Raw genomic sequence first — 19,964 nt, 5'->3', positions numbered from 1 at the left:
ATTTCTAGGAGGGTATCTGTACTCCAGCAACAACATCAGAACACCCGCCATATAAAGTGTCTCTTGATTCATTCTAATCATTGATTGCGGTTCAATCGATGTTGGTGTGTCTTAACTGATACCCATGATTCACGCCTTTTACTCATTTCTGAATATCGATAAATTTTGCTGGATTCAACATTCGTTCTCAATTCTATCGTCATTGACAGTCCTAACCTATCTAAAGCTAAAGAGTGCAATCAGCCAATAATCAAGAAAAAAACATAGAAAGTTAAAACAAACTAACCCCCATCTTTAATGTTTCGATTTGGTAACAAAACTTAAATTAGCAACAAAAAAATGAGATCTTAATCACCCAAGCATTTTGGGTTAGAAAATCATAAAAACATCAGGAACAAAGTGACTCACAAAAATGATCCATATCGTACTTTAAAACATAAAATATTAAGAAAATCATAACCAAAGAGAATGCAAGCAAAATTCTTAAGTTACATAAAAGTCCCTATATTAGTCACTCGAATCATTAAGCTATGTATGTACACATTCATTAAAATTTGAACACAACACCATTGTTTTTTTGTACGAAATCAGTGAAAATTTGCAACGAACATCATCATTTTGCAACAAAATACAACATGTGTTTTACATTGCTTTCTTTTGCCATTAAATTGCAGTCATAAACCTTATGAACAAAAGAAGGAAATCAGACACGGTTAATATCTATAACGCATAACAAATTTCTAAATTTTGTTTACACGTTAAATAATTACAAATCAATAATAAATATTTGACAATTCTTTTAAAGCAGTCTTCTGATTTTCATTACTGGATTAAATGAAAGTAGTACAAGGTCAGGGAGGAAAAATGAAGATAACACGTAGCAGGAAAGTTGGGATAACGATCCTTGCAATATTATCAGTAGCACTTTTAACGTTTCTATTTACTAGCAGTAACATGGTTCTATTCGATTCAAAAGGTTCGATTGGCCAAGCCCAGTCTACACTGATCATTACATCAGTACTTTTGATGGCGATAATTATAGTCCCTGTTTTGCTGATGTCCGTGTATTTCCCTTATAAATACCGTCACAGTAATAAAGATGCGGAATACAAACCAAATTGGGAGCACTCCACAAAAATCGAAGTGATTGTGTGGGCCGTTCCTTGTTTAATCATTCTTGCGCTAGGTTGGATCACTTATCAAACCTCATATTCTCTCGACCCGCGTAAAGAGATTGCGTCTGAAGAAAAACCGTTGACTATCCAAGTTGTTGCAATGAACTGGAAATGGCTGTTTATCTACCCTGAACAGCAAATAGCAACGGTTAATGAAATCGCGCTTCCTGTAAACCGCCCAGTGAGATTCTTAGTTACATCTGATACCACGATGAATTCATTCTTCATCCCACAACTTGGTAGCCAGGTGTACGCGATGGCTGGGATGGAAAATAGACTTCACCTAATGGCAGAAGAAGAAGGCGTTTATCGTGGCATTTCTGCGAACTATAGCGGCTTTGGTTTTACCAACATGAAGTTCAAAGCACACGCTGTAGACAATGCCGACTTTGACCAATGGGTTCAAAAAGTAAAAACATCCGACAAAGTATTGAACGACAGTAGTTACGACGTACTGACAGCCAATGCTAAAGAGCAAATTAAAACAGCTCACCCTGTGACTTATTTTGCTTCTGTCGATCCTCTTCGATTCAAAGATATCATTGAAAAACACGCGGGAGTCCAAAATGGCTTATAAAGGCGATGTCTACGCCGATCCGGATCCTATCTTCGGCAAACTAAATTGGGATGTAATTCCATTTACAGACCCAGTCATATTACCTGTTATGCTAGGCGCTCTTTTGGGTGGACTAGCACTTGTGGCTGCAATCACTTACTACGGTAAGTGGAAGTATTTATGGGAACAGTGGTTTACTTCCGTCGACCATAAGAAAATCGGTATCATGTACATCATTGTTGCGGCAGTGATGCTTTTCCGTGGTTTTGCTGACGCCTTCATGATGCGAACCCAGCAAGCAGCAGCAACCATCAATGGAACGGGTTATTTACCTCCAGAGCACTACGACCAAGTCTTTAGTGCCCATGGTGTAATCATGATTTTCTTCGTTGCCATGCCATTCGTGGTTGGCCTGATGAACATCATCGTTCCACTTCAAATTGGTGCACGTGACGTAGCCTTCCCATTCTTGAACTCTTTGAGCTTCTGGCTATTTGTTGTTGGTGCAATTCTGATTAACATGTCTCTGTTTATCGGTGAATTCGCTGCAACAGGTTGGCTTGCTTACCCACCATTATCTGGTATGGAATACAGTCCTTGGGTAGGTGTCGACTACTGGCTTTGGGCGCTACAGATCTCTGGTATCGGTACCCTACTGACCGGTGTTAACTTCGTTGTAACCATTATTCGCATGCGTGCACCAGGTATGAAACTGATGCAAATGCCTGTGTTTACATGGACATCGCTATGTGCGAACGCACTGATTGTTTTGGCTTTCCCAATTCTGACAGTAACGTTAACGCTATTAACACTTGACCGTTACATTGGCACCCATTTCTTCACTACAGATATGGGCGGTAACGTAATGATGTACGTTAACCTTATCTGGGCATGGGGTCACCCTGAAGTATACATTCTGATTTTACCTGCTTTTGGTATCTTCTCAGAAATCACAGCGACATTCTCACGTAAGCGTCTATTCGGCTATGTCTCACTTGTGTGGGCAACAGCCGTTATCATGATTCTGTCATTCGTGGTATGGCTACACCACTTCTTCACCATGGGTGCAGGGGCAAGTGTTAACGCCTTCTTCGGTATTGCTACGATGATTATCTCTATTCCAACCGGGGTTAAGATATTCAACTGGCTATTTACCATGTACAAAGGTCGCGTTGAGTTTTCAGCGAGCATGTGGTGGACAATTGCATTCCTGATTACCTTCACAATTGGTGGTATGACAGGTGTAATGCTTGCAGTTCCAGCAGCGAACTTCGTACTGCACAACAGCTTGTTCGTTATCGCTCACTTCCATAACGTAATTATCGGTGGTGCGCTATTCGGTTACTTTGCAGGTTTCACTTACTGGTTCCCGAAAGCAACGGGTTTCAAGCTAGACGAAAAACTAGGCAAGCTTTCTTGTCTTCTTTGGACTATCGGTTTCTTTGTAACCTTCATGCCAATTTACGTTCTAGGTTTCAGCGGTATGACACGTCGTCTAAATGTTGCTGATAATCCAGAATGGGCACCACTACTTTGGATCTCTGCATTTGGTGTATTCATCATTGCATCGGCTATTGCGACTCAGTTCTACCAAGTTTACGTAAGTATTCGTGACCGTAAGCAAAACCTTGATCTTACTGGTGACCCATGGGATGGACGTACGCTTGAGTGGGCAACCTCTTCGCCACCAGCGTTCTACAACTTCGCAGTTCTCCCTAAGATTCACGACCGTGATGAGCACCACTATGCAAAAGAGAACGGTTTAGCGTACAAAGCGCCTGAACGTTACAAGCGCATTCATATGCCGAAGAATACTTGGGCAGGTGTTGTGATCAGCGCATTCGCATTAACACTCGGTTTTGCTTTTGTATGGCACATCTGGTGGATGGTAATCGCTAGCGGTGTTGGTATTTTGGCGTCATGGATTGCATACAGCTTTGAGCGCAACAAAGACTACTACGTTGAAGTTGCTGAAGTTGAAGCAATTGAGCGTGCACATCTAGCACGTGTTTATGGCGAACAAGGTTCGACAAGCGAAGAAAACAAAGACGAAGATCAGGATGAAGATGATTCGTCTGACCTAAAACCTGTTACGGCATAGGGACTGACAGCAATTATGACTACAGAAGTTAAACATACATTTGAACCAAACGTCGCTGCTCAGTCACATGGCGGTCATGATCACGACGATCATGACCATCATGATTACGCAGGCGATACAGTCTTTGGTTTCTGGATTTATATCCTTAGTGACTGTTTATTATTCGGTACGCTTTTCGCAGTGTTTGCCGTTTTCTCAAACAGCTTTGCTGGACAAATTGAGCCAACTGAACTGTTCAACTTAACTTTCGTTGCTGGTGAAACTGCCCTACTTCTTCTAAGTAGTTTCACTTTTGGCATGGCAATGCTTAAGGCGAACAAAGAAGACATGAAAGGTATGCTCAAGTGGTTGGGCATTACCTTTGCGCTTGGTCTGTCTTTCTTAGTAATGGAACTTTATGAGTTCTGGCATTTCAGTAATGAAGGTGCCACTTTCCACAGCAGTGCATACTGGTCATCTTTTTATGCACTTGTTGCAACGCACGGCCTTCACGTCTTTGCTGGCCTGATTTGGATGATTGTTCTATTCGTCCACTTCAAGCGTGATGGTTTTTCTGAAGATAATAAGACGCGTCTAGCTTGCCTGAGCTTATTCTGGCACTTCCTAGATGTTATTTGGATCTGTGTATTCAGCGTTGTTTACTTGATGGGGGTATTGTAATGGCTAATTCATCTGAGCACGGCCAAGGTGGACAGGCTCACGGTAGTGTAAAAGAGTATTTAAATGGCTTGATTCTATCCATCATTTTAACTGTAGTACCTTTTGTTATGGTGATGGCTGGAATCGGTTCTAAGCCGCTAATTATCGGCGTAATCATGGTTTTCGCCGTCGCGCAAATTTTTGTTCAACTTGTTTACTTTTTACATATGAACACCTCATCAAAGCAGATGTGGAATACCTCCTCCGCTGTTTTTGTTGTGGTAATTGTCGCAATTATCCTCATCGGTTCGTTGTGGATTATGGAACACCTAAATCACAACATGCTGATGGGTCACTAATAGGGTTACAGGATGTATAGACCTTATCTAAAAATCACCAAACCCGGTATTATCGGCGGCAACTTAGTTGCCGCCATCGGTGGTGTGCTTCTCGCTTCTCAAGGCAATATCGATTGGCTATTACTACTTGCTGTTTGTATGGGTACTAGCCTAATCGTTGCGTCTGGCTGTGTTTTCAACAACGTGATCGATAAAGATATCGATCGCTTAATGAAACGCACCTGTGAACGAGAGCTCGTTAAAAATGTTATACCAGTATCTCATGCGCTTATCTGGGCTACGGTATTAGGTTTATCTGGCTTTTATATACTAAGTCAATTTACAACAACGGTTGCATTGCAATTTGGTGTGCTCGGGTTCGTTGTTTATGTCGGTTTATATAGCCTTTATTACAAGCGTAAATCCGTTTACGGCACATTGATAGGCGGACTTTCAGGCGCATGTCCTCCGGTTATCGGTTATTGCGCAGTAACAGGTCACTTTGATGCAGGCGCTGCAATCTTATTCATTACTTTCTGTATCTGGCAACTTCCGCATTCTTATGCCATTGCCATTTACCGATTTGATGATTACAAAGCAGCATCTATTCCCGTTCTACCTGTAGAAGTGGGTATCGCACGTGCTCGTTTACACATCATCGCTTACATTATTGCCTTTGCTGTTGCTGCTTTAGCACTTAACTACCTAGGTTATGCGGGTAGCTGGTATGCACTGGGTGTGGGTTTAGTCAGTCTTCACTGGTTATATATTGCCAAAGTGGGCTACCAAAAAGTGCCAGATGCGCAATGGGGCAAACAGATGTTACTTTGCTCAATCGCTAACATCATGGTGTTTTGTTTACTTATTTCTCTCGACTTTTCAGCGGGAGACCTATCAGAAAATTATCAAGCTAGTAATACAGTAGTTTCTACTCTGCTGGAGCGAAGTTAATGACGAAAAACCCTGTAAAAATTGTGCTCCTTCTTGGAGCACTTGCCCTCGCTGGCATTTTCGCGCTTTACATAACTAACAGTACAACCCCAATTGGAGATAGACAGAAAGCACTGAAAGATCTTGGCGGTGAATTTCAATTAAATAGCCGTGATGGCACCGTCAGCCTTGGTCAATTTAAAGGACAAACTGTCGTTCTCTACTTTGGATTCCTAAACTGTGCTGAAGTCTGCCCTTCTTCTATGGGCGTGATGTCGACAGCTTTTTCTATGTTGCCACCTGAAGAATATGCCAACGTACAAGGTATCTTTATCAGTGTCGATCCAGGTCGTGATGATCTTGATTCTCTTGACAAGTTTGCTAAGTATTTTGATAAACGCATTAAAGGGCTAACAGGAACAAAAGAAGAAATAGACGCTTTAACAGAACAGTATGGTGTTTACTTTGATTTAGTTGATATGGCGTCTTCTGAACTTAGCTACACCGTAGACCACGCTTCTCGTTTCTATATTATAAACCCAGAAGGAAAGCTGGTTGATGCAATGAGCCATACAACGACACCTATTGAACTAGCTGCTGGTATTGACCGTGCACATAGCAACGCGCTTGCTAAAAACTAAAATTTATAGGGAAAATAATGAAAAAGACCGTATTATCGATCGCGTTGGCACTGGTTGCATTCCAAGCTTCTGCACACGACCACAGTGCTCATGACACTGCAGTGGCTGACACGAAGACATACCATCAAGTACAAACCGTTAATGACGTCCTTACGATTGAAAATGCTCGTGCTAAAGCCACTATTCCAGGGGTAAAGGTTAGCGCAGGTTATATGAAGATCACCAACGATACCGATGAGCCTATCCGCCTTGTAGAGGCAAACTCATCTATCGCAAAACACACAGAGTTCCATCGTATGTTTATGCGTGATAGTCAGATGGCGATGCGTAAAGTTGATGCTCTTGAGATCCCTGCAAATGGTTCTGTTGAGCTAAAGCCAAAAGATTACCACCTAATGTTTATGGGTGTTAAAGAAGCTTTAAAGCCAGGCCAAGAAATCAAAGTGACTTTAGTTGCTGACAACGGTGAAAAGTTTGACGTGCAACTCACTGTTATGCCGATGACCAAGTATTGATTCGGAGTATAAATATGAAGTTATTTGCTTGTGTGCTAGGTTCGCTGCTCGCGTTACCCAGCTTGTTTAATATCGCTCAAGCGAAAACATCAATGGACAGTATTCTTGAGAGCCAAGCTATCCCCTGCTCTTCTGAGCTAAGGGATTTGGCAACAGTCTCGTTAAAAGATAATCCTCATCGAATGCTGCCTTACGTGAGTAAGTCTGATGATGTGCACCTTTTCAATGCACTGGCGGTAACCACTTATCGTGATCGTCAAAGCCATGTGACTTTTCATGGTGTGAAAAATATCGAAGGTGGATGTGACACTTCAGTCACTGAAAGTTATATTTTGCAAACGTCTTGTGCAGACGCTCGCCATGAAGCTTTTAGCAAATGGGATTTCGAAGGGAAACTGAATGAACATACCTATGTGCTAAAGAGCAAAAAAATCAAAGGCAAACAAGCGTTTCTTACCGAGCAGTTCTCGAACTTTTGCTTAGTAACAACACGACAAGTGATTAGTAACTAACTACAGCCATAATCAATATCAATGCCCTGTTTCTTGATTATTCAAGTACAGGGCATTTTTTTTCGTCACGCTACAAAGCATAAACGTTAGCCGTTATAGCCTTTGTTTGAAGTCAGTTTCGCTAAACCTTTCACCACGCGGAAGATAGACCAAATCCACACAGCAAAAAGCAATAAATAACCAACAACAACTAATGTTAGTATGCCGCAAATAATCGATAAGCCTAACCCCCACCAGAACGTTGTTGTGATATTGCTGTAGTGATCAGCAAAAATAGTCCCTTGCGCATCACCCTTTTTCACCATTGCCCAAATTGCACCAACGAACCAGAAAACCCCTGTAAACAAACCAAGAATCATTAAGCCATAGGCAATTAATGCGTTTGTTTTTGCGGCTTCATCTTTTGCTGTCATGGTTGGATTAACCACTACCTCTTCTTGCATCTCTGACATGTAAAACTCCTAAAGTTGTCAGCTAATCATCCGATCAAATAATGGTGAAAATACTATATAGGTCTTTTTTTACTCGCAACGTAATACCTTGCTATGAAACGAGATACACAATGTTATTCGATGAATATCTAAATTCATTATTAATGGCGCATCAATTCATCAGCATGTTGCCAGCAGGTGAAGCACCACAATATACCGAAGGGCGCGAAGGTTATTACTGGGTAAAAGAAATGACAGGTAACAGTGCTAAAACAGTACTAAAACTTGATATTCGTGATTTCAGCCAGCAAGGCTATCGCGATCGCATGGCATTTTTACAAAACCTTGCTGATAGCTGGAAACATTGTGGGGTGAATCTACCATCTCGATTCAATTAGGTAACCGCTACGAGAATGTCGCAAATAGCCTAGAAGGTGAAGCGAGATTCCCTATCGATATTGCCAAAGAAGCTTACACACGCAATAACATAGAGATGAACGCGATCCCAATGCGAGGCGGCTATGATGGCGCGGTGTTGTCACAAAAAGGCTTACCTTGCCCTAACCTTTTCACTGGGGCACATAACTTCCATTCTATTTATGAATATCTGCCGATTAAATCGCTGCAAGCAGCCAGCTCTGTTGTAACCGAGATAATCAAAATCACCTGCGAGCGATACAGTAAATAAGCTAATAAACTTATTGCTACGCCGTGTAGTCGTATCTGATTAATAAAAAAACCGATCGAAGAATCGGTTTTTCTTATTTAACTACTTAAAGTATAAATTTAGCTGCAACAACCTTAACTTAATTTATACACGAGGGAATTAGACCAAACCCATACCGCGATAGCTAAGAAACACTGCACACGACAAATTTTAGGAACATAAAAATAATAAATAAGCCGAGTCTTCGCCAATAACCCCAAAGTGCCTATAAATAAATCATCATAGAAAACGAAATAGCTAGGTTACTCTTTCAGTTTCATATATTAATTTGATAATTAATCACCATATCTTCTTGCATTTCTTATATGTAAAACTCCTAAAGTTGTCATAAATTAATTATCTCAATACTAGCAGAATTTTAAAGATATCATTATAATCACAACGTAATGCTTTACCATTCAGAAAAATACATAAGGTTATTGCATAGAATTGATATTTGTTAGATTTTCATACACATATTTATTAATAATAAATTTCTAATACCTTTATCAAGGAATTGTTATATAGGAATACAAGTGATAGAAAGCCGATAAAAAAGATCGGCTTTTTAGTTCATGTTAAAAACCTTTGAGGTGCAATAACATACGGTGAAATTTTACCACAAATAAAATCCCATTCATTCTTCATGTAATCATCTACATCAGAGTAATGAAAATCATTATTCTCTAAAAACTCTACAGTTGATTTAAGTAAATCAGTACCCAAGCCATCAGCCAATAAACATTTACAATTATTTAAAGTTGTACAGCTTCGTTGTGTCTTACATATTTTTAATAAATTAGATTCTTCGAAAGAATCTTGCCAAAATTTATTAGTTTTAGGACAAGAAGTATTCAGCATATACTTTTTAATTCCCTTTTTAAAATCAACGTATCTAATCGGCCTTTCATTATCGATGACTATACTTGATAAACTTTTAAACTTTTCCACCTTCATTCTAAAGACTTTATTATTTTTTGATAATTGCTCTAATATCTTTGTTGGAATAATATTTTCAGCCTCTCTTGATTTTAAGATCATAGTTTTAGCATATGGCTGATTAGGTAATACTGAAATAACATCATTAGCAGTCTCACCATACTCCCCCCAAGGAATTTTTAAATCACTATCTAATAAACAGATAGATATACCATTTTGTTGTTTAAAATGCTCAACAACAACATCTTTTGTTGTTGAGCCACCACCATTAACAGGTGTAAATGATAATTCCAAAGAAACAACATTCTTACTTTTTAAATACGATCTAACAACATTAGTGTAAAATGATATATCTGTTAAGTTCTCAGCAATTAAAGATGGTTTATAGTCTATCTTATAAAATAGAAACTTAGATAATGAAATATTTAGAATATTAACACCACCTTCTTCTGTCTCAAAAATATCAACATTATCTTTTATCAATCGTACTCTAAAGTTAAAATTTTTAAGCAAATTAGACCATTTAACCTGATCTGTCATAGCTTTACTATATGTTGATCTCGTAATTCGTGAAAACTCACTAAACTGTGACAATTTTAAGAGATGAGCTTTATTCCCTAATATAAAATTAAATCCTCTCGCCCTTGACGAGGCAAGATTAATAAGAGCCTCTATTTCACTATCGTCAATTAAGTCAAGGCCTTTAATTACTGACTCGTCAATCTCTATAATCATAAATCAAACCCTGGCTCAAAAAAACCCCAAGGCCAATCTTTTAAATTTCCTTCGGAATCATAAGATGAAAATGAAACATCAGTCATTGAGTTAGGCTGTAGTTTATCAAATAAGACTATTGATATATCATTAGATGAAATTGTATTAATGTACTTTTCAGATTTCTTTATTTCTTCATTTATATTTTTATCATGAATTATATTATTATAATCAGTTTCTATTTCTTCACTTCTTATCCTCATTCCTAGTTGATTAATTATTGTTTCACTGTGAGTTTCCATAATAATTTTAATATTACGACCTTTATCATCACTTTTTAATAAATTAACCATTTTAATGAATACATCAATCATTTTAGCTTGAAATCTTGGATGAAGGTGCAATTCAGGCTGCTCAATAACTAAATAACGATTAGAGTGAATAAACTGTTGAACTCCTCTTATAGATTTGTTTTCACTATAACCAGTAAACCATAATTGAGTTATAATAGGCAAAATTTGAGAAAAACCGAACCCCATATCAGTTATATTATAAGATTTAGTATTATCATCATAAGCAATGCGCAAAGTTAAGTGACCACCATCTGATACAGCATCAATGGTAAAACCAAAATTATTTGAAAGCCATGTCTTATATTCTTTTTTCTTGGCATCACTCAAGTTATTAATAAACATTACAAGGTTCTTACCTTGAAAGTCTACTTCATCAACACTTAACTCTTGGTTTCTATAGTAACGTTCAGCCGTAGCCCTCAATGGAGCGATATAGTTTACATTGGAAAACTCACGAGAAAGATATACATTTAAGATAACAAATATCCACGGTATTCTTGAAGCAAACGTAGCTGCATGTAACGGCTCTATTTCTTTCGATTTTTCATTCAAGCATTTTGTACGATTATTCCATGTATTAGTTGAAGAAAGTGATTGAAAGTCTCTCACAAAATCTTTTTTATTTTTGGTTGTAAGCTTTAAAAGTTTATTTTTAATCAATTCTAAATTACTTTTACCATGTGCAAATGATTCAAACAATTTAATTAAGTAATTATCAATATCATTATTTTGATATTCAGTTAAAGCACTTCTATAAGCAGAGCTTCCATTAAAGAAACTCATATGTGGAAATAATGTATTACGTGACTTATCAGGGAAAAGTGTTAAAGATTGAAAATACTCTGTAAACTCGATGTGATTAACTTCAACTTTTTGAACCTTATTATTACGACCAAACTCAATAATTGCATTATTACCATTATAATTAATTGAAACTTTCTGTACACGAGCATGACCAGCTTTTGTATCATTAGACAAAGATAATGATATTTCAAGTGTCCCCTTACCTAAACCCGCATTCGTATAATACGTTCTTGGCGTAACACCTATAATTGACTTAGCTTTTATTTTAAATGAAAAGCTAATCATTTTATCTTCAGAAAAATTGGACAAAGCATCTTCAAATGAACCAAAATCAACATAAGAACCATACCATAGTATTGGACCTCGTGTAGAAGACTCTGTACTTTGTCGAAGTAAAGGAAAAGTCCTTAAAAAAGTACTTTTTCCTGAACTATTCTCACCTAACAGTAATGTTATAGGCTTTATGTCTATGTACCCACTATTTTTAAGACTTCTTAAGCCTTCAATCTTCACACTTTCCATTAAACAACCAACTGCATAATATAATACTTATGCATTATCCAAATAAAATATCCTTTGTAAATAGTAACTTACCTAATGCTAATTCATTTTTTGTTTTATAAACATGTAATCAACAATTAAAGTCATAATTGACACAAATTCATGCATGCAACACTAATAAATGTATAAATTTTCATACACCACAAAGATGGTAACAATATGTAAAACGCAAAGTGTAAAATTTGTTTCTATCACGTATGATTAATTCCTCTCTTTCATCAATGGAATGAACTATGTTACTTGAAGGTATTGAAACCTTATTAGTGTTAGCGGAAGAAGGCACCATGAGCCGTACGGGTAGCCGTTTGTATATCAGCCAATCCGCCGTGAGCAAACGGATAGCCAAGTTAGAGGCTACATTGGGCACTAAGCTGATCATTCCTGCAGGTCGATTAATTAAGCTAACCCCTGACGCCCATGCGCTGATTAACAATGTAGGGCCGAGTTTTAATGAAATTCGAGGGCTGATTTTTGAACATCAGAATTTAGACGATCAAAGCATTATTACGATTGATTGCTCTGAAACCTTAGTCGCGGGTTATTTATCACAGGCGATGGGGCAATATTTCCAGCACGATAAATACATTTCCATTACCACTCACCATACCCCTGTGATTGTCGAAAACGTGCAATCTGGTAAGGCTTCAATTGGCTTTTGTGCAGGGCATCTACCTGCAAACTATAGTTTTATTGCCGAGCATTTAATCGATGAGCCTTTTAAGGTGGTATTTAACCAACCCTTAACGGCATTACCGAAAGCGTTAGTGGTCAATGATTTAAAAAACCCAGCCAATTATTCTCAAGCAGCAATATTGCAAAAAGTCGGGATTGCACCATTAATGGAGATGGATTCTTACACTGCCGCAGCACAGTTAGCCTTGGCAGGTATGGCGCCAGCACTTGTGCCCCTGTCGATTGTGAACACACTACAGATTGAAGATACGTTCTGTTTTGATTTTGAAGCGTTATCTGGCTTAACCCGCCCTATTAATCTGATTTATCGTCAAAATAGTTACAAGCTACCTAGGGTCAAAAAACTGGTTAAGACTATCACTGATGTTGTGATACCAAAAACAATATAACTGATCGCTATCCCGCGAGTAAAAACGCTATTTATTCGCGCTTAACTGCCCTAGCGTGACTTTGTTTTTACCTGTTTTTTTAGATGTATATAGCGCTTCATCAATACACTTCATCACGCTGGTTATTGTGAAATCTGGGGAGGTGAATTCACATAACCCGACAGACGATGTCACTGAAAAGTGAGTATCACCAGAGGTAATACGATGCTGTGACAAGGTGTGAAGAATCCGCGTACAAATTTCTTGGCCATGATGACTGTCGGTATTTTCCATTAACAACACAAACTCTTCACCGCCCCAACGCGCAATGATATCGGTGGAACGTAAGTTCGATAAACAAATGTTGGCAAACGCAACCAGTACATCATCACCAACATCATGCCCATAAGTATCATTAACCTGTTTAAAGTTATCGATATCGAATATCGCAATACTGTAGGTTTGGTTGTTGGTTAATGTTGAAATAGCGTCTAGCTTTTCATTTAACAAGCGCCTATTGGGTAGATGTGTTAACTCATCGGTATATGACGCTTTTTGCAGCATCATATTCATATCAAGGATAGAGTTCTGGCTCCGTTTCAGGTACATCTCGCGCTTATAGACATAAATGCAGATCAAGCAAGAGAGAAAGTAAAGCAAGCACCTTAAATAGAGACTGTTGTCTTGGTAGTTTTTTTGTTGGTTTTGAATAACGAACAACCACTCACCATTCGGCACTTTGACGGTAAAAGAGCTATCGGTTTTTTCGCAACTCTTTTCTATGTTATTAAAAATAGTTAATCGATGGCCATCTGGGTTAAAGCCAAGGATTTTATAATAGCTCTTATTTAGCGCGAGTTTTTCTCGAAATGTATCAAGGTAACTGATCGCATTTACAAACCCTGTAAACTCTTTTTTTTCATTAAATAAGGGTAAGCGTAGAATAAACGCCAGTTTACCGTTTTGAATAAGCTTAACGGGGCCAATTAGGCTCACACTTCGGTTTTCAATGGAAAGTAATACGCCTTTTTTGCGCTCTTTAATATGGTTAAGATCGTGCCCTATCGCGGTATTTTTTGTCTGGTTAGGATAAATATCGGTAATAATACCTAAAGGCGCATATTGAAGTTCTGAAATAACATCGTTATCAGCCATTACTTTTTTAGCTATTACATCAAATGCTTTCGTATTTTTACTATTTTGAATATTTAATGAATAACTTAATGCTTTAAGGCTAACAACCATACTATTAATTTGTTCATTAATTTTGGTTGTAATGGTCTGACTGATATTTGCAGTATCTTTGTTGATCAATAAATCATGTTTCTTTTTGTTATTAAAAAAGAACAACTCGATAACAATTAACAGTAATAATAAAGAAAATAATATAGCAAAGCTAGAATGCGTTATTCTCACTTTAAATTTGTTATCCATAATGAATCGCTGCCAGCATTAGAGTTGAAATATCAATCGCTTAATCGCACAAATATACTTCATTTCGAATGAAATTAATATCGTATGTGCAAAAAACAAAACAATTTCTTACAACGCTAGGATTTATTTAGAATCTTAAAGAGTAAAATATTTAATTATTATGATTTAGCCTTTTTTTATTTGTTATTCCTATCATTTTTCTTATCTCTTCTTTTATGTAGCACATATGCCACGCTAAATATATGTATAGTGTGGCATGCATTTTATTTACTAATTTTAGAAACCAATAAATTGAAACCATTGTGGGTGTTGATCCCAAAGCAACTTAATCGCCATAATCATCGACATGATAATAACCATTGGACGAATAAACTTTTGTCCTTTATTAATCACAATGTGCGCTCCTAATCGCGCACCAATAAAACCACCAGCTGCCATAATTAAACCCAGTTTCCAAAGAGGTAGCCCCGCGATAATAAAAAAGATAAGCGCAGCGATATTAGAAGTGAAGTTTAATATTTTGGTTCTTGCCGTTGCCTCAACTAAGCCAAACTTGGCAATCGCAACGAAACAAATGGTAAATAAAGAGCCGGTTCCTGGGCCAAAGAAACCATCATAAAAACCTATGGATGTACCCACAGCAAAAGCAAACATCGCTTCTGATAGTTTTGGATCGCCCTGCGGTTTACCGATATTAGGGCTAAAAAGAAAATACAGTGATACAAATATTAATAAAAGAGGAATAAGACTGGTTAATATACCTGCATCAATATGTTGAACCAACAACGCGCCAATCGCTGAGCCTGTAAAGGTACAGGCTATAGCTAGGCGCATGTCTTTAAGTTTCACTAATCCATTACGGACAAAATACAGTGAGGCTGAAAAGCTACCAAATGAGCTTTGTAATTTATTGGTAGCAAGTACTTGTGCTGGCGGAATACCCACCGACAATAAGGCAGGAACGGTTAATAACCCACCGCCACCAGCAATAGCATCAATAAAGCCGGCTAATCCTGCGACAAAAAACAGTAGTACGAAGATCTCTAACGTTAATTCCATTGCAACTCACATTGTAAGTTATTCTTTAATATCGTGATATTAACGTTATGAATAAAAATACAATAGAGAAAAACAAGACGACAACCTATTCCAACTTGGAATAGGTTGCCGATATAGAAAATGATTGCTTAGCGATTACTTTCTGTTGCGGCACATTTCGGCGGGGAAGGATAGCTGTACCATGATGTAACGTTTGAAGGTTTCTTCATAAGGTTGGTCGTCTAACGCTTTTTGCATACACAATAGCCAAGCGTCTTTTTCTGCTAAACCAATATCTAAATGACGGTGTGCGCCCGGTATATTGATCGAACCATACATTTCTGCGTAACGAGATGGCCCCCCCATCCAACCGACTAAAAATGTGGTGAGTTTCGCTTTAGATTCCGTTAAATCAGGGCTATGCATAGCACGTACTTTGGCAGCAACGGGCAAGGTATCCATATAGTGATAAAAGGCATCCACTAATTGTTTTACCCCTTGCTCACCTCCCGCCGCTTGTAAGGTGCTGTCGCCCACCCCATATACGGGTGCTTTGGCTTTCTTTACACCTGAAAACTCATCTTGCTCTGGGTATTCTGAACTATCCAATCTCGACTCACTGTCTTTTACTGCTTTTGTTTATTTTATTATATCTAAAAAAAATAAAGAGCCCTGTTACTGGCTCTTTATTGTTTGCTTGATGTCACAGCAATGGTTGATTTACTGCTGCTGTTATTAAGCCTTAAGTCACATAAATAGGCCCACTGAATGACGTCACAGGTGGCACTTCGCCAGTGAATTTTTCAATATCAACAACAACGGTATTGGCACTGGTTGCTTGCGCTAACTGTGAGGTTGGAATATCAATGGTAACGGTATTAGGATCGCCATAAGTATCAATCGCACCAATGTCGTTATTCAACGGCCCAAACCATGCCCCTTCGTAAATTCTTATTACGCCTGTTGGGTAATCTTCCGATAATACCGCCCCTGCTAATAATTGCCCGCGATCATTAAAGACTCGAACAATATCACCGTCTTTAATGCCTTTTTTCTTAGCATCATCGGGATTAATATAAACGGGCTCATGATCTTTTACTGCATAGGTATTACGGTATTTTTCCGAATCACACATTTGTGAGTGTAAACGTTTATTGGGATGGCAAGATTGCAGCCAGAATGGAAATTGCTTCGATTTCGGCCCACCATGTGAACGTTCTTCTTTTTCAAACCACATTGGGTGTCCTTGGCAATGTTCATAGTTATAGCGCGCTATTTTTCGACTATAAATTTCAATGAACCCTGACGGTGTACCCAGTGAATTGATTTCAGGATCTTTTCTGAACGCTTCGTGGCTTACGTAGGTTTGGTCGGTTTTAAATTCGACGATGCCATTTTTCCAAAATTCGTTAAATTCTGGCATTGGGTTACTATTTTTGTTTGCCTCACGACAATCATTATACAGCTGATGTATCCACTGCATTTCTGTCATGCCGCGAGTATATTGCTTACTTTTCCCAAATCGTTCGGTGAGTTCGGTGAAGATCTGAAAATCTGTTTTTGATTGGTATAAGGGATCAATCAATTTATGCATCGCCAATACACCAGAGGTAGAATACGTGCCGTATTGGTCGAGATCATTACGTTCAAACTGCGTACATGCCGGTAATACGATATCAGAGAAACGACACGTTGGCGTCCATGTGTAATCAATATTGACGACGGTTTGTAGCTTTCTAAACGCTTCTTTCATTCGGTTCCGTTGTTGATGGTGATTCCATGGATTACAGCCACTAAACACCATCATTTTAATATCGGGTAATACGACGTTACCGCCGTTAAATTTGATCTTTTTCCCCGGTTCCATAATCGAATCAATCCAACGAGCAACAGGAATAACTGAACTATAACCTTTGAAATCATTGTTATTCCAAACTGGCACTTGCCCTTCATCGACATTTCGTGGAAAACCACCTGGCCCTGCTGCGGTACTAAATGGCAGCCCAACACCACTATAGAAATGAGAATAAGACACCCCACCACCGGGTAAGCCTATTTGCCCAAGCATGGATGCCAACACGGCTCCCATCCAATACGGCTGTTCACCATGTTGCTGGCGCTGTACTGCCCAGCCAAACATTATCATGGTGCGATCTTTCACTAATCGACGAGCAAATTTACGAATGTCGTCGGCTTTAACACCACAAATTTTTTCTGCCCATTCTGGGGTTTTCTCGATTTTATCTTTGCCAGTACCGAGTAAATACGGCAAAAATTCGTTAAACCCTAAGGTATACGTTTCTAAAAATTGTTTATCGTAAAGATTCTCTTTGTATAAGGTATGGGCAATACCTAACATGAAAGGAACATCGGTTTGGGGGTTCACGTATTGGTGTTCACAACCGAAATATTTTTGGCTTTTCGACACCACAGGATCGACGGATATCATGGTGATCTCGCCCTTCGCGACTTTGTCTTTTAATTGGGCGTAATAACCATAAGAGCCGTGCGTTTCACACTGCCAACCAATCTGGCTATTTTTGATCGGATCGTTAGACCACCAAATTAAGGTTTTGGTATCTTTTAAAATGGTTGTCCATGTGGTTGCTTGGGCATAAACCTCAGTTGAACCTAACACGTAAGGCAAAATAACTTGTCCTGCCCCTGTGGAATAATCCCCCACTTTTTTAATGAAGTTACCATGCATCCCCACCGCACGTTGCATGTGTGAGGTACAGCTTTGGAACTGTCCGGTTTCACGCCAGCCTGTTTGCCCCGCATGCAGTGCCCAAGGACCATAATCTTTTTGGATACGTTGTAATTCTTGGTAGAAGAGATCTAACGCTTCATCCCACGTTACTCGAATAAAGCGATTGTTACCTCGTGTTTCACCACTGTATTTGTTTTTCTTAAGCCAGTCTAACCGCACCATGGGATAACGAATTCTTGAAGGACTATAAATTAACCCTTTAATCCCGTTTAGCATATCAGTTGGATGCTTATCTAATTCAAAGGGTTTAATTTCTGCAACTTGACCGTTATAAATACGCGCTCTGAATGCTCCCCAGTGTGAACCTGTCACTTTCCAAATACCGGGCGGCTCTGTTGATTTTGTGACTTCTTCAGCAGCTTTAGCCGCTTGCATCAGCAATCCAGGACCAATAACAGAAGCGGCACTCGTAGTTGCTAAGCCTTGCAAAAATTTACGTCTACTCAGTGACATAAAAAAATTCCTCACGATTAAAACGTAAAAAGGCTGCTGAACATAATGTATGTTTAGCAACCTTTAGTTTGATTAATGTTCAGCTTTAGAAAAGTCTGACGAATGGTTTTGTAAATATTTCAAAACAATAGCTTCGCTATCTGTATCAAAATTCACAAATGCAAGCATACCGTTAAACATGCCAGGCCAAGTATTTGCGTCAAAATGGTTTTCTGCTGGCTGGGTATGACATACGCTACAGTTGGTGTTGTAGGCCGATTTTGCGGCACTCCAAATAGTACTGACATCACTAACAAAGTTCTTTTTCTCAACCCATAATGTTGCGGTTACTTGTTGCCATTCTAGGCCTGTGACGTCATCTTCTTTTTTCTCGAAACCTTTTACAATATCCGCACTTTGCGCAGCATTTTTACTTAAGGCTGCTGTCGGTATATTCATTCCGAAATCTTGATTAATCACCCGACCAAAACCTTTTACTTTTCGCCAACCGTTCAGTTCAATTTGCAGCATGTCGTCTTTAATGGCCAACACTTTCACTGCCGATGCAGGCTCTAAAGAACCCCCGTCTTTGGTTTTGGCTTCATCTTCGTAAAGAGGCAAAAATTGCACGCTGTAGTAGGTATCACCGTCTGAGTAATCGGTACTATGTGATGCCGCAGTCAATTCAGAGACAATCCCACCAGACGAGGCCATATCCGCTGGTAAGTGATGGGCTATACCTTTGTGGCAGTCTATACAACTTTGATCTTTAACCGCAGCTTGTTTCATTTGTGCCTGCGCCCGAGGTGACATTTCATCCCATTTCATGCTGGCATAACTGTGGCAACTCTTACATTCTAGCGAACCGTTCGCTGCAAACCGTTTCCATTCGTGTTGGGCTAATTCCAGCCTTTTTGCCTCAAACTTTGCAGGTGTATCAATGGAGCCAACAATGGCGCCAAAGACTTCTTTACTCGCCTGCATTTTTCGAGCGATTTTATCCGACCAATTATGCGGAACATGGCAATCAGGACAGGTTGCCCTAACCCCTGAATTATTCGACCAATGAACGGTGCCTTTTAATTCAGGATATACGGTGTCTCTCATCGAATGACAACTGATACAAAATTTTTCTGTGTTGGTCATATCAAGGGCAGTATTAAATCCCCCCCAAAATATAACCCCCGCGATAAAACCACCTAATGCGAGTACGCCAAGGCTTATTTTTGTTGCTGGGCGCCACAGCGTTACCCAAGCTTTTTTTAAGGACGACTTCATTATTTACCTACCGTTTTTTATTCAATATTGACGTGT

At 38.9% G+C, this 19,964-nt stretch carries 17 protein-coding genes and 1 pseudogene; 10 read left to right on the top strand and 8 right to left on the bottom strand.

Features of this window, described 5'->3' with window-relative positions; all coding sequences use genetic code 11:
- Positions 1-864 precede the first annotated feature (864 nt).
- The 8 genes from cyoA to C9J42_RS02540 are packed head-to-tail and all read left to right on the top strand — an operon-like array spanning position 865 to position 7,407.
- Positions 865-1,752: a ubiquinol oxidase subunit II gene (gene cyoA / locus C9J42_RS02575; protein WP_107205779.1), complete on the top strand. Its 888-nt coding sequence runs from the start codon at positions 865-867 to the stop codon at positions 1,750-1,752.
- 28 nt (positions 1,753-1,780) lie between these two features.
- Positions 1,781-3,832, top strand: a complete 2,052-nt coding sequence (cyoB, locus tag C9J42_RS02570) for a cytochrome o ubiquinol oxidase subunit I (protein ID WP_199187009.1) — start codon at positions 1,781-1,783, stop codon at positions 3,830-3,832.
- A gap of 15 nt (positions 3,833-3,847) precedes the next feature.
- Positions 3,848-4,492, top strand: coding sequence for a cytochrome o ubiquinol oxidase subunit III (gene cyoC, locus C9J42_RS02565; RefSeq protein ID WP_107205777.1), 645 nt, complete (start codon positions 3,848-3,850; stop codon positions 4,490-4,492).
- Positions 4,492-4,830: a cytochrome o ubiquinol oxidase subunit IV gene (cyoD, locus tag C9J42_RS02560; RefSeq protein WP_005367198.1), complete on the top strand. Its 339-nt coding sequence runs from the start codon at positions 4,492-4,494 to the stop codon at positions 4,828-4,830. The genes cyoC and cyoD overlap by 1 nt, the downstream gene beginning before the upstream one ends.
- A 12-nt stretch (positions 4,831-4,842) precedes the next feature.
- Positions 4,843-5,760, top strand: coding sequence for a heme o synthase (gene cyoE, locus C9J42_RS02555; protein ID WP_045082985.1), 918 nt, complete (start codon positions 4,843-4,845; stop codon positions 5,758-5,760).
- Complete coding sequence (locus C9J42_RS02550; RefSeq protein ID WP_107205776.1) at positions 5,760-6,380, top strand: SCO family protein; 621 nt, start codon at positions 5,760-5,762, stop codon at positions 6,378-6,380. Before cyoE ends, C9J42_RS02550 begins: the two co-directional genes overlap by 1 nt.
- 17 nt (positions 6,381-6,397) lie before the next feature.
- Positions 6,398-6,895, top strand: coding sequence for a copper chaperone PCu(A)C (locus C9J42_RS02545; protein WP_107301623.1), 498 nt, complete (start codon positions 6,398-6,400; stop codon positions 6,893-6,895).
- A 14-nt stretch (positions 6,896-6,909) separates the two neighbouring features.
- Positions 6,910-7,407, top strand: coding sequence for a hypothetical protein (locus C9J42_RS02540; protein WP_107205774.1), 498 nt, complete (start codon positions 6,910-6,912; stop codon positions 7,405-7,407).
- A gap of 86 nt (positions 7,408-7,493) precedes the next feature.
- Here the strand turns inward: C9J42_RS02540 and C9J42_RS02535 are convergent, their stop codons facing one another.
- Complete coding sequence (locus C9J42_RS02535; RefSeq protein WP_107260774.1) at positions 7,494-7,859, bottom strand: hypothetical protein; 366 nt, start codon at positions 7,857-7,859, stop codon at positions 7,494-7,496.
- Positions 7,860-7,990: 131 nt separating this feature from the next.
- Between C9J42_RS02535 and C9J42_RS02530 the strand changes: the two are divergent.
- Positions 7,991-8,526: pseudogene (locus C9J42_RS02530) on the top strand (peptidase T); the annotation flags it as partial.
- A 591-nt stretch (positions 8,527-9,117) separates the two neighbouring features.
- On the opposite strand, the gene C9J42_RS02525 reads toward C9J42_RS02530, so the two are convergent.
- Entirely contained in the window at positions 9,118-10,218 is a 1,101-nt protein-coding gene (locus C9J42_RS02525) for a hypothetical protein (protein ID WP_107301622.1), read from the bottom strand.
- Positions 10,215-11,876: an AAA family ATPase gene (locus C9J42_RS02520; RefSeq protein ID WP_107301621.1), complete on the bottom strand. Its 1,662-nt coding sequence runs from the start codon at positions 11,874-11,876 to the stop codon at positions 10,215-10,217. Before C9J42_RS02520 ends, C9J42_RS02525 begins: the two co-directional genes overlap by 4 nt.
- Before the next feature lie 272 nt (positions 11,877-12,148).
- Here C9J42_RS02520 and C9J42_RS02515 point away from each other — a divergent pair, with 272 nt between their 5' ends.
- Positions 12,149-12,997, top strand: a complete 849-nt coding sequence (locus C9J42_RS02515; protein ID WP_107245421.1) for a LysR family transcriptional regulator — start codon at positions 12,149-12,151, stop codon at positions 12,995-12,997.
- A gap of 27 nt (positions 12,998-13,024) precedes the next feature.
- Here C9J42_RS02515 and C9J42_RS02510 read toward each other — a convergent pair whose 3' ends face one another.
- The 5 genes from C9J42_RS02510 to torC form a co-directional block, all read right to left on the bottom strand.
- Positions 13,025-14,410 (bottom strand): sensor domain-containing diguanylate cyclase, encoded by a 1,386-nt coding sequence (locus tag C9J42_RS02510; RefSeq protein WP_107301620.1) that lies wholly within the window; start codon positions 14,408-14,410, stop codon positions 13,025-13,027.
- A 276-nt stretch (positions 14,411-14,686) separates the two neighbouring features.
- On the bottom strand, positions 14,687-15,469 hold the full coding sequence (locus C9J42_RS02505) for a TSUP family transporter (RefSeq protein WP_107301619.1): 783 nt from the start codon (positions 15,467-15,469) through the stop codon (positions 14,687-14,689).
- A gap of 135 nt (positions 15,470-15,604) precedes the next feature.
- A complete protein-coding gene (locus C9J42_RS02500) occupies positions 15,605-16,057 on the bottom strand; it encodes a group II truncated hemoglobin (RefSeq protein ID WP_107301618.1) in 453 nt (150 codons plus the stop codon).
- A gap of 133 nt (positions 16,058-16,190) precedes the next feature.
- On the bottom strand, positions 16,191-18,671 hold the full coding sequence (torA, locus tag C9J42_RS02495) for a trimethylamine-N-oxide reductase TorA (RefSeq protein WP_107205766.1): 2,481 nt from the start codon (positions 18,669-18,671) through the stop codon (positions 16,191-16,193).
- 72 nt (positions 18,672-18,743) lie between these two features.
- Complete coding sequence (torC, locus tag C9J42_RS02490) at positions 18,744-19,928, bottom strand: pentaheme c-type cytochrome TorC (protein WP_107205765.1); 1,185 nt, start codon at positions 19,926-19,928, stop codon at positions 18,744-18,746.
- Positions 19,929-19,964: the final 36 nt, after the last annotated feature.

Source organism: Photobacterium sp. GB-56, assembly GCF_003026105.1.
Lineage (GTDB): Bacteria > Pseudomonadota > Gammaproteobacteria > Enterobacterales > Vibrionaceae > Photobacterium.
This window is presented reverse-complemented; position numbering and strand designations above follow the sequence as displayed.

Bases quoted from the DNA above. Each gene is read 5' to 3' on its own strand.
- cyoA (WP_107205779.1), top strand. From the start codon at position 865: ATGAAGATAACACGTAGCAGGAAAGTTGGGATAACGATCCTTGCAATA.
- cyoC (WP_107205777.1), top strand. From the start codon at position 3,848: ATGACTACAGAAGTTAAACATACATTTGAACCAAACGTCGCTGCTCAG.
- cyoD (WP_005367198.1), top strand. From the start codon at position 4,492: ATGGCTAATTCATCTGAGCACGGCCAAGGTGGACAGGCTCACGGTAGT.
- cyoE (WP_045082985.1), top strand. From the start codon at position 4,843: ATGTATAGACCTTATCTAAAAATCACCAAACCCGGTATTATCGGCGGC.
- C9J42_RS02550 (WP_107205776.1), top strand. From the start codon at position 5,760: ATGACGAAAAACCCTGTAAAAATTGTGCTCCTTCTTGGAGCACTTGCC.
- C9J42_RS02545 (WP_107301623.1), top strand. From the start codon at position 6,398: ATGAAAAAGACCGTATTATCGATCGCGTTGGCACTGGTTGCATTCCAA.
- C9J42_RS02540 (WP_107205774.1), top strand. From the start codon at position 6,910: ATGAAGTTATTTGCTTGTGTGCTAGGTTCGCTGCTCGCGTTACCCAGC.
- C9J42_RS02535 (WP_107260774.1), bottom strand. From the start codon at position 7,859: ATGTCAGAGATGCAAGAAGAGGTAGTGGTTAATCCAACCATGACAGCA.
- C9J42_RS02525 (WP_107301622.1), bottom strand. From the start codon at position 10,218: ATGATTATAGAGATTGACGAGTCAGTAATTAAAGGCCTTGACTTAATT.
- C9J42_RS02520 (WP_107301621.1), bottom strand. From the start codon at position 11,876: ATGGAAAGTGTGAAGATTGAAGGCTTAAGAAGTCTTAAAAATAGTGGG.
- C9J42_RS02515 (WP_107245421.1), top strand. From the start codon at position 12,149: ATGTTACTTGAAGGTATTGAAACCTTATTAGTGTTAGCGGAAGAAGGC.
- C9J42_RS02510 (WP_107301620.1), bottom strand. From the start codon at position 14,410: ATGGATAACAAATTTAAAGTGAGAATAACGCATTCTAGCTTTGCTATA.
- C9J42_RS02505 (WP_107301619.1), bottom strand. From the start codon at position 15,469: ATGGAATTAACGTTAGAGATCTTCGTACTACTGTTTTTTGTCGCAGGA.
- torA (WP_107205766.1), bottom strand. From the start codon at position 18,671: ATGTCACTGAGTAGACGTAAATTTTTGCAAGGCTTAGCAACTACGAGT.
- torC (WP_107205765.1), bottom strand. From the start codon at position 19,928: ATGAAGTCGTCCTTAAAAAAAGCTTGGGTAACGCTGTGGCGCCCAGCA.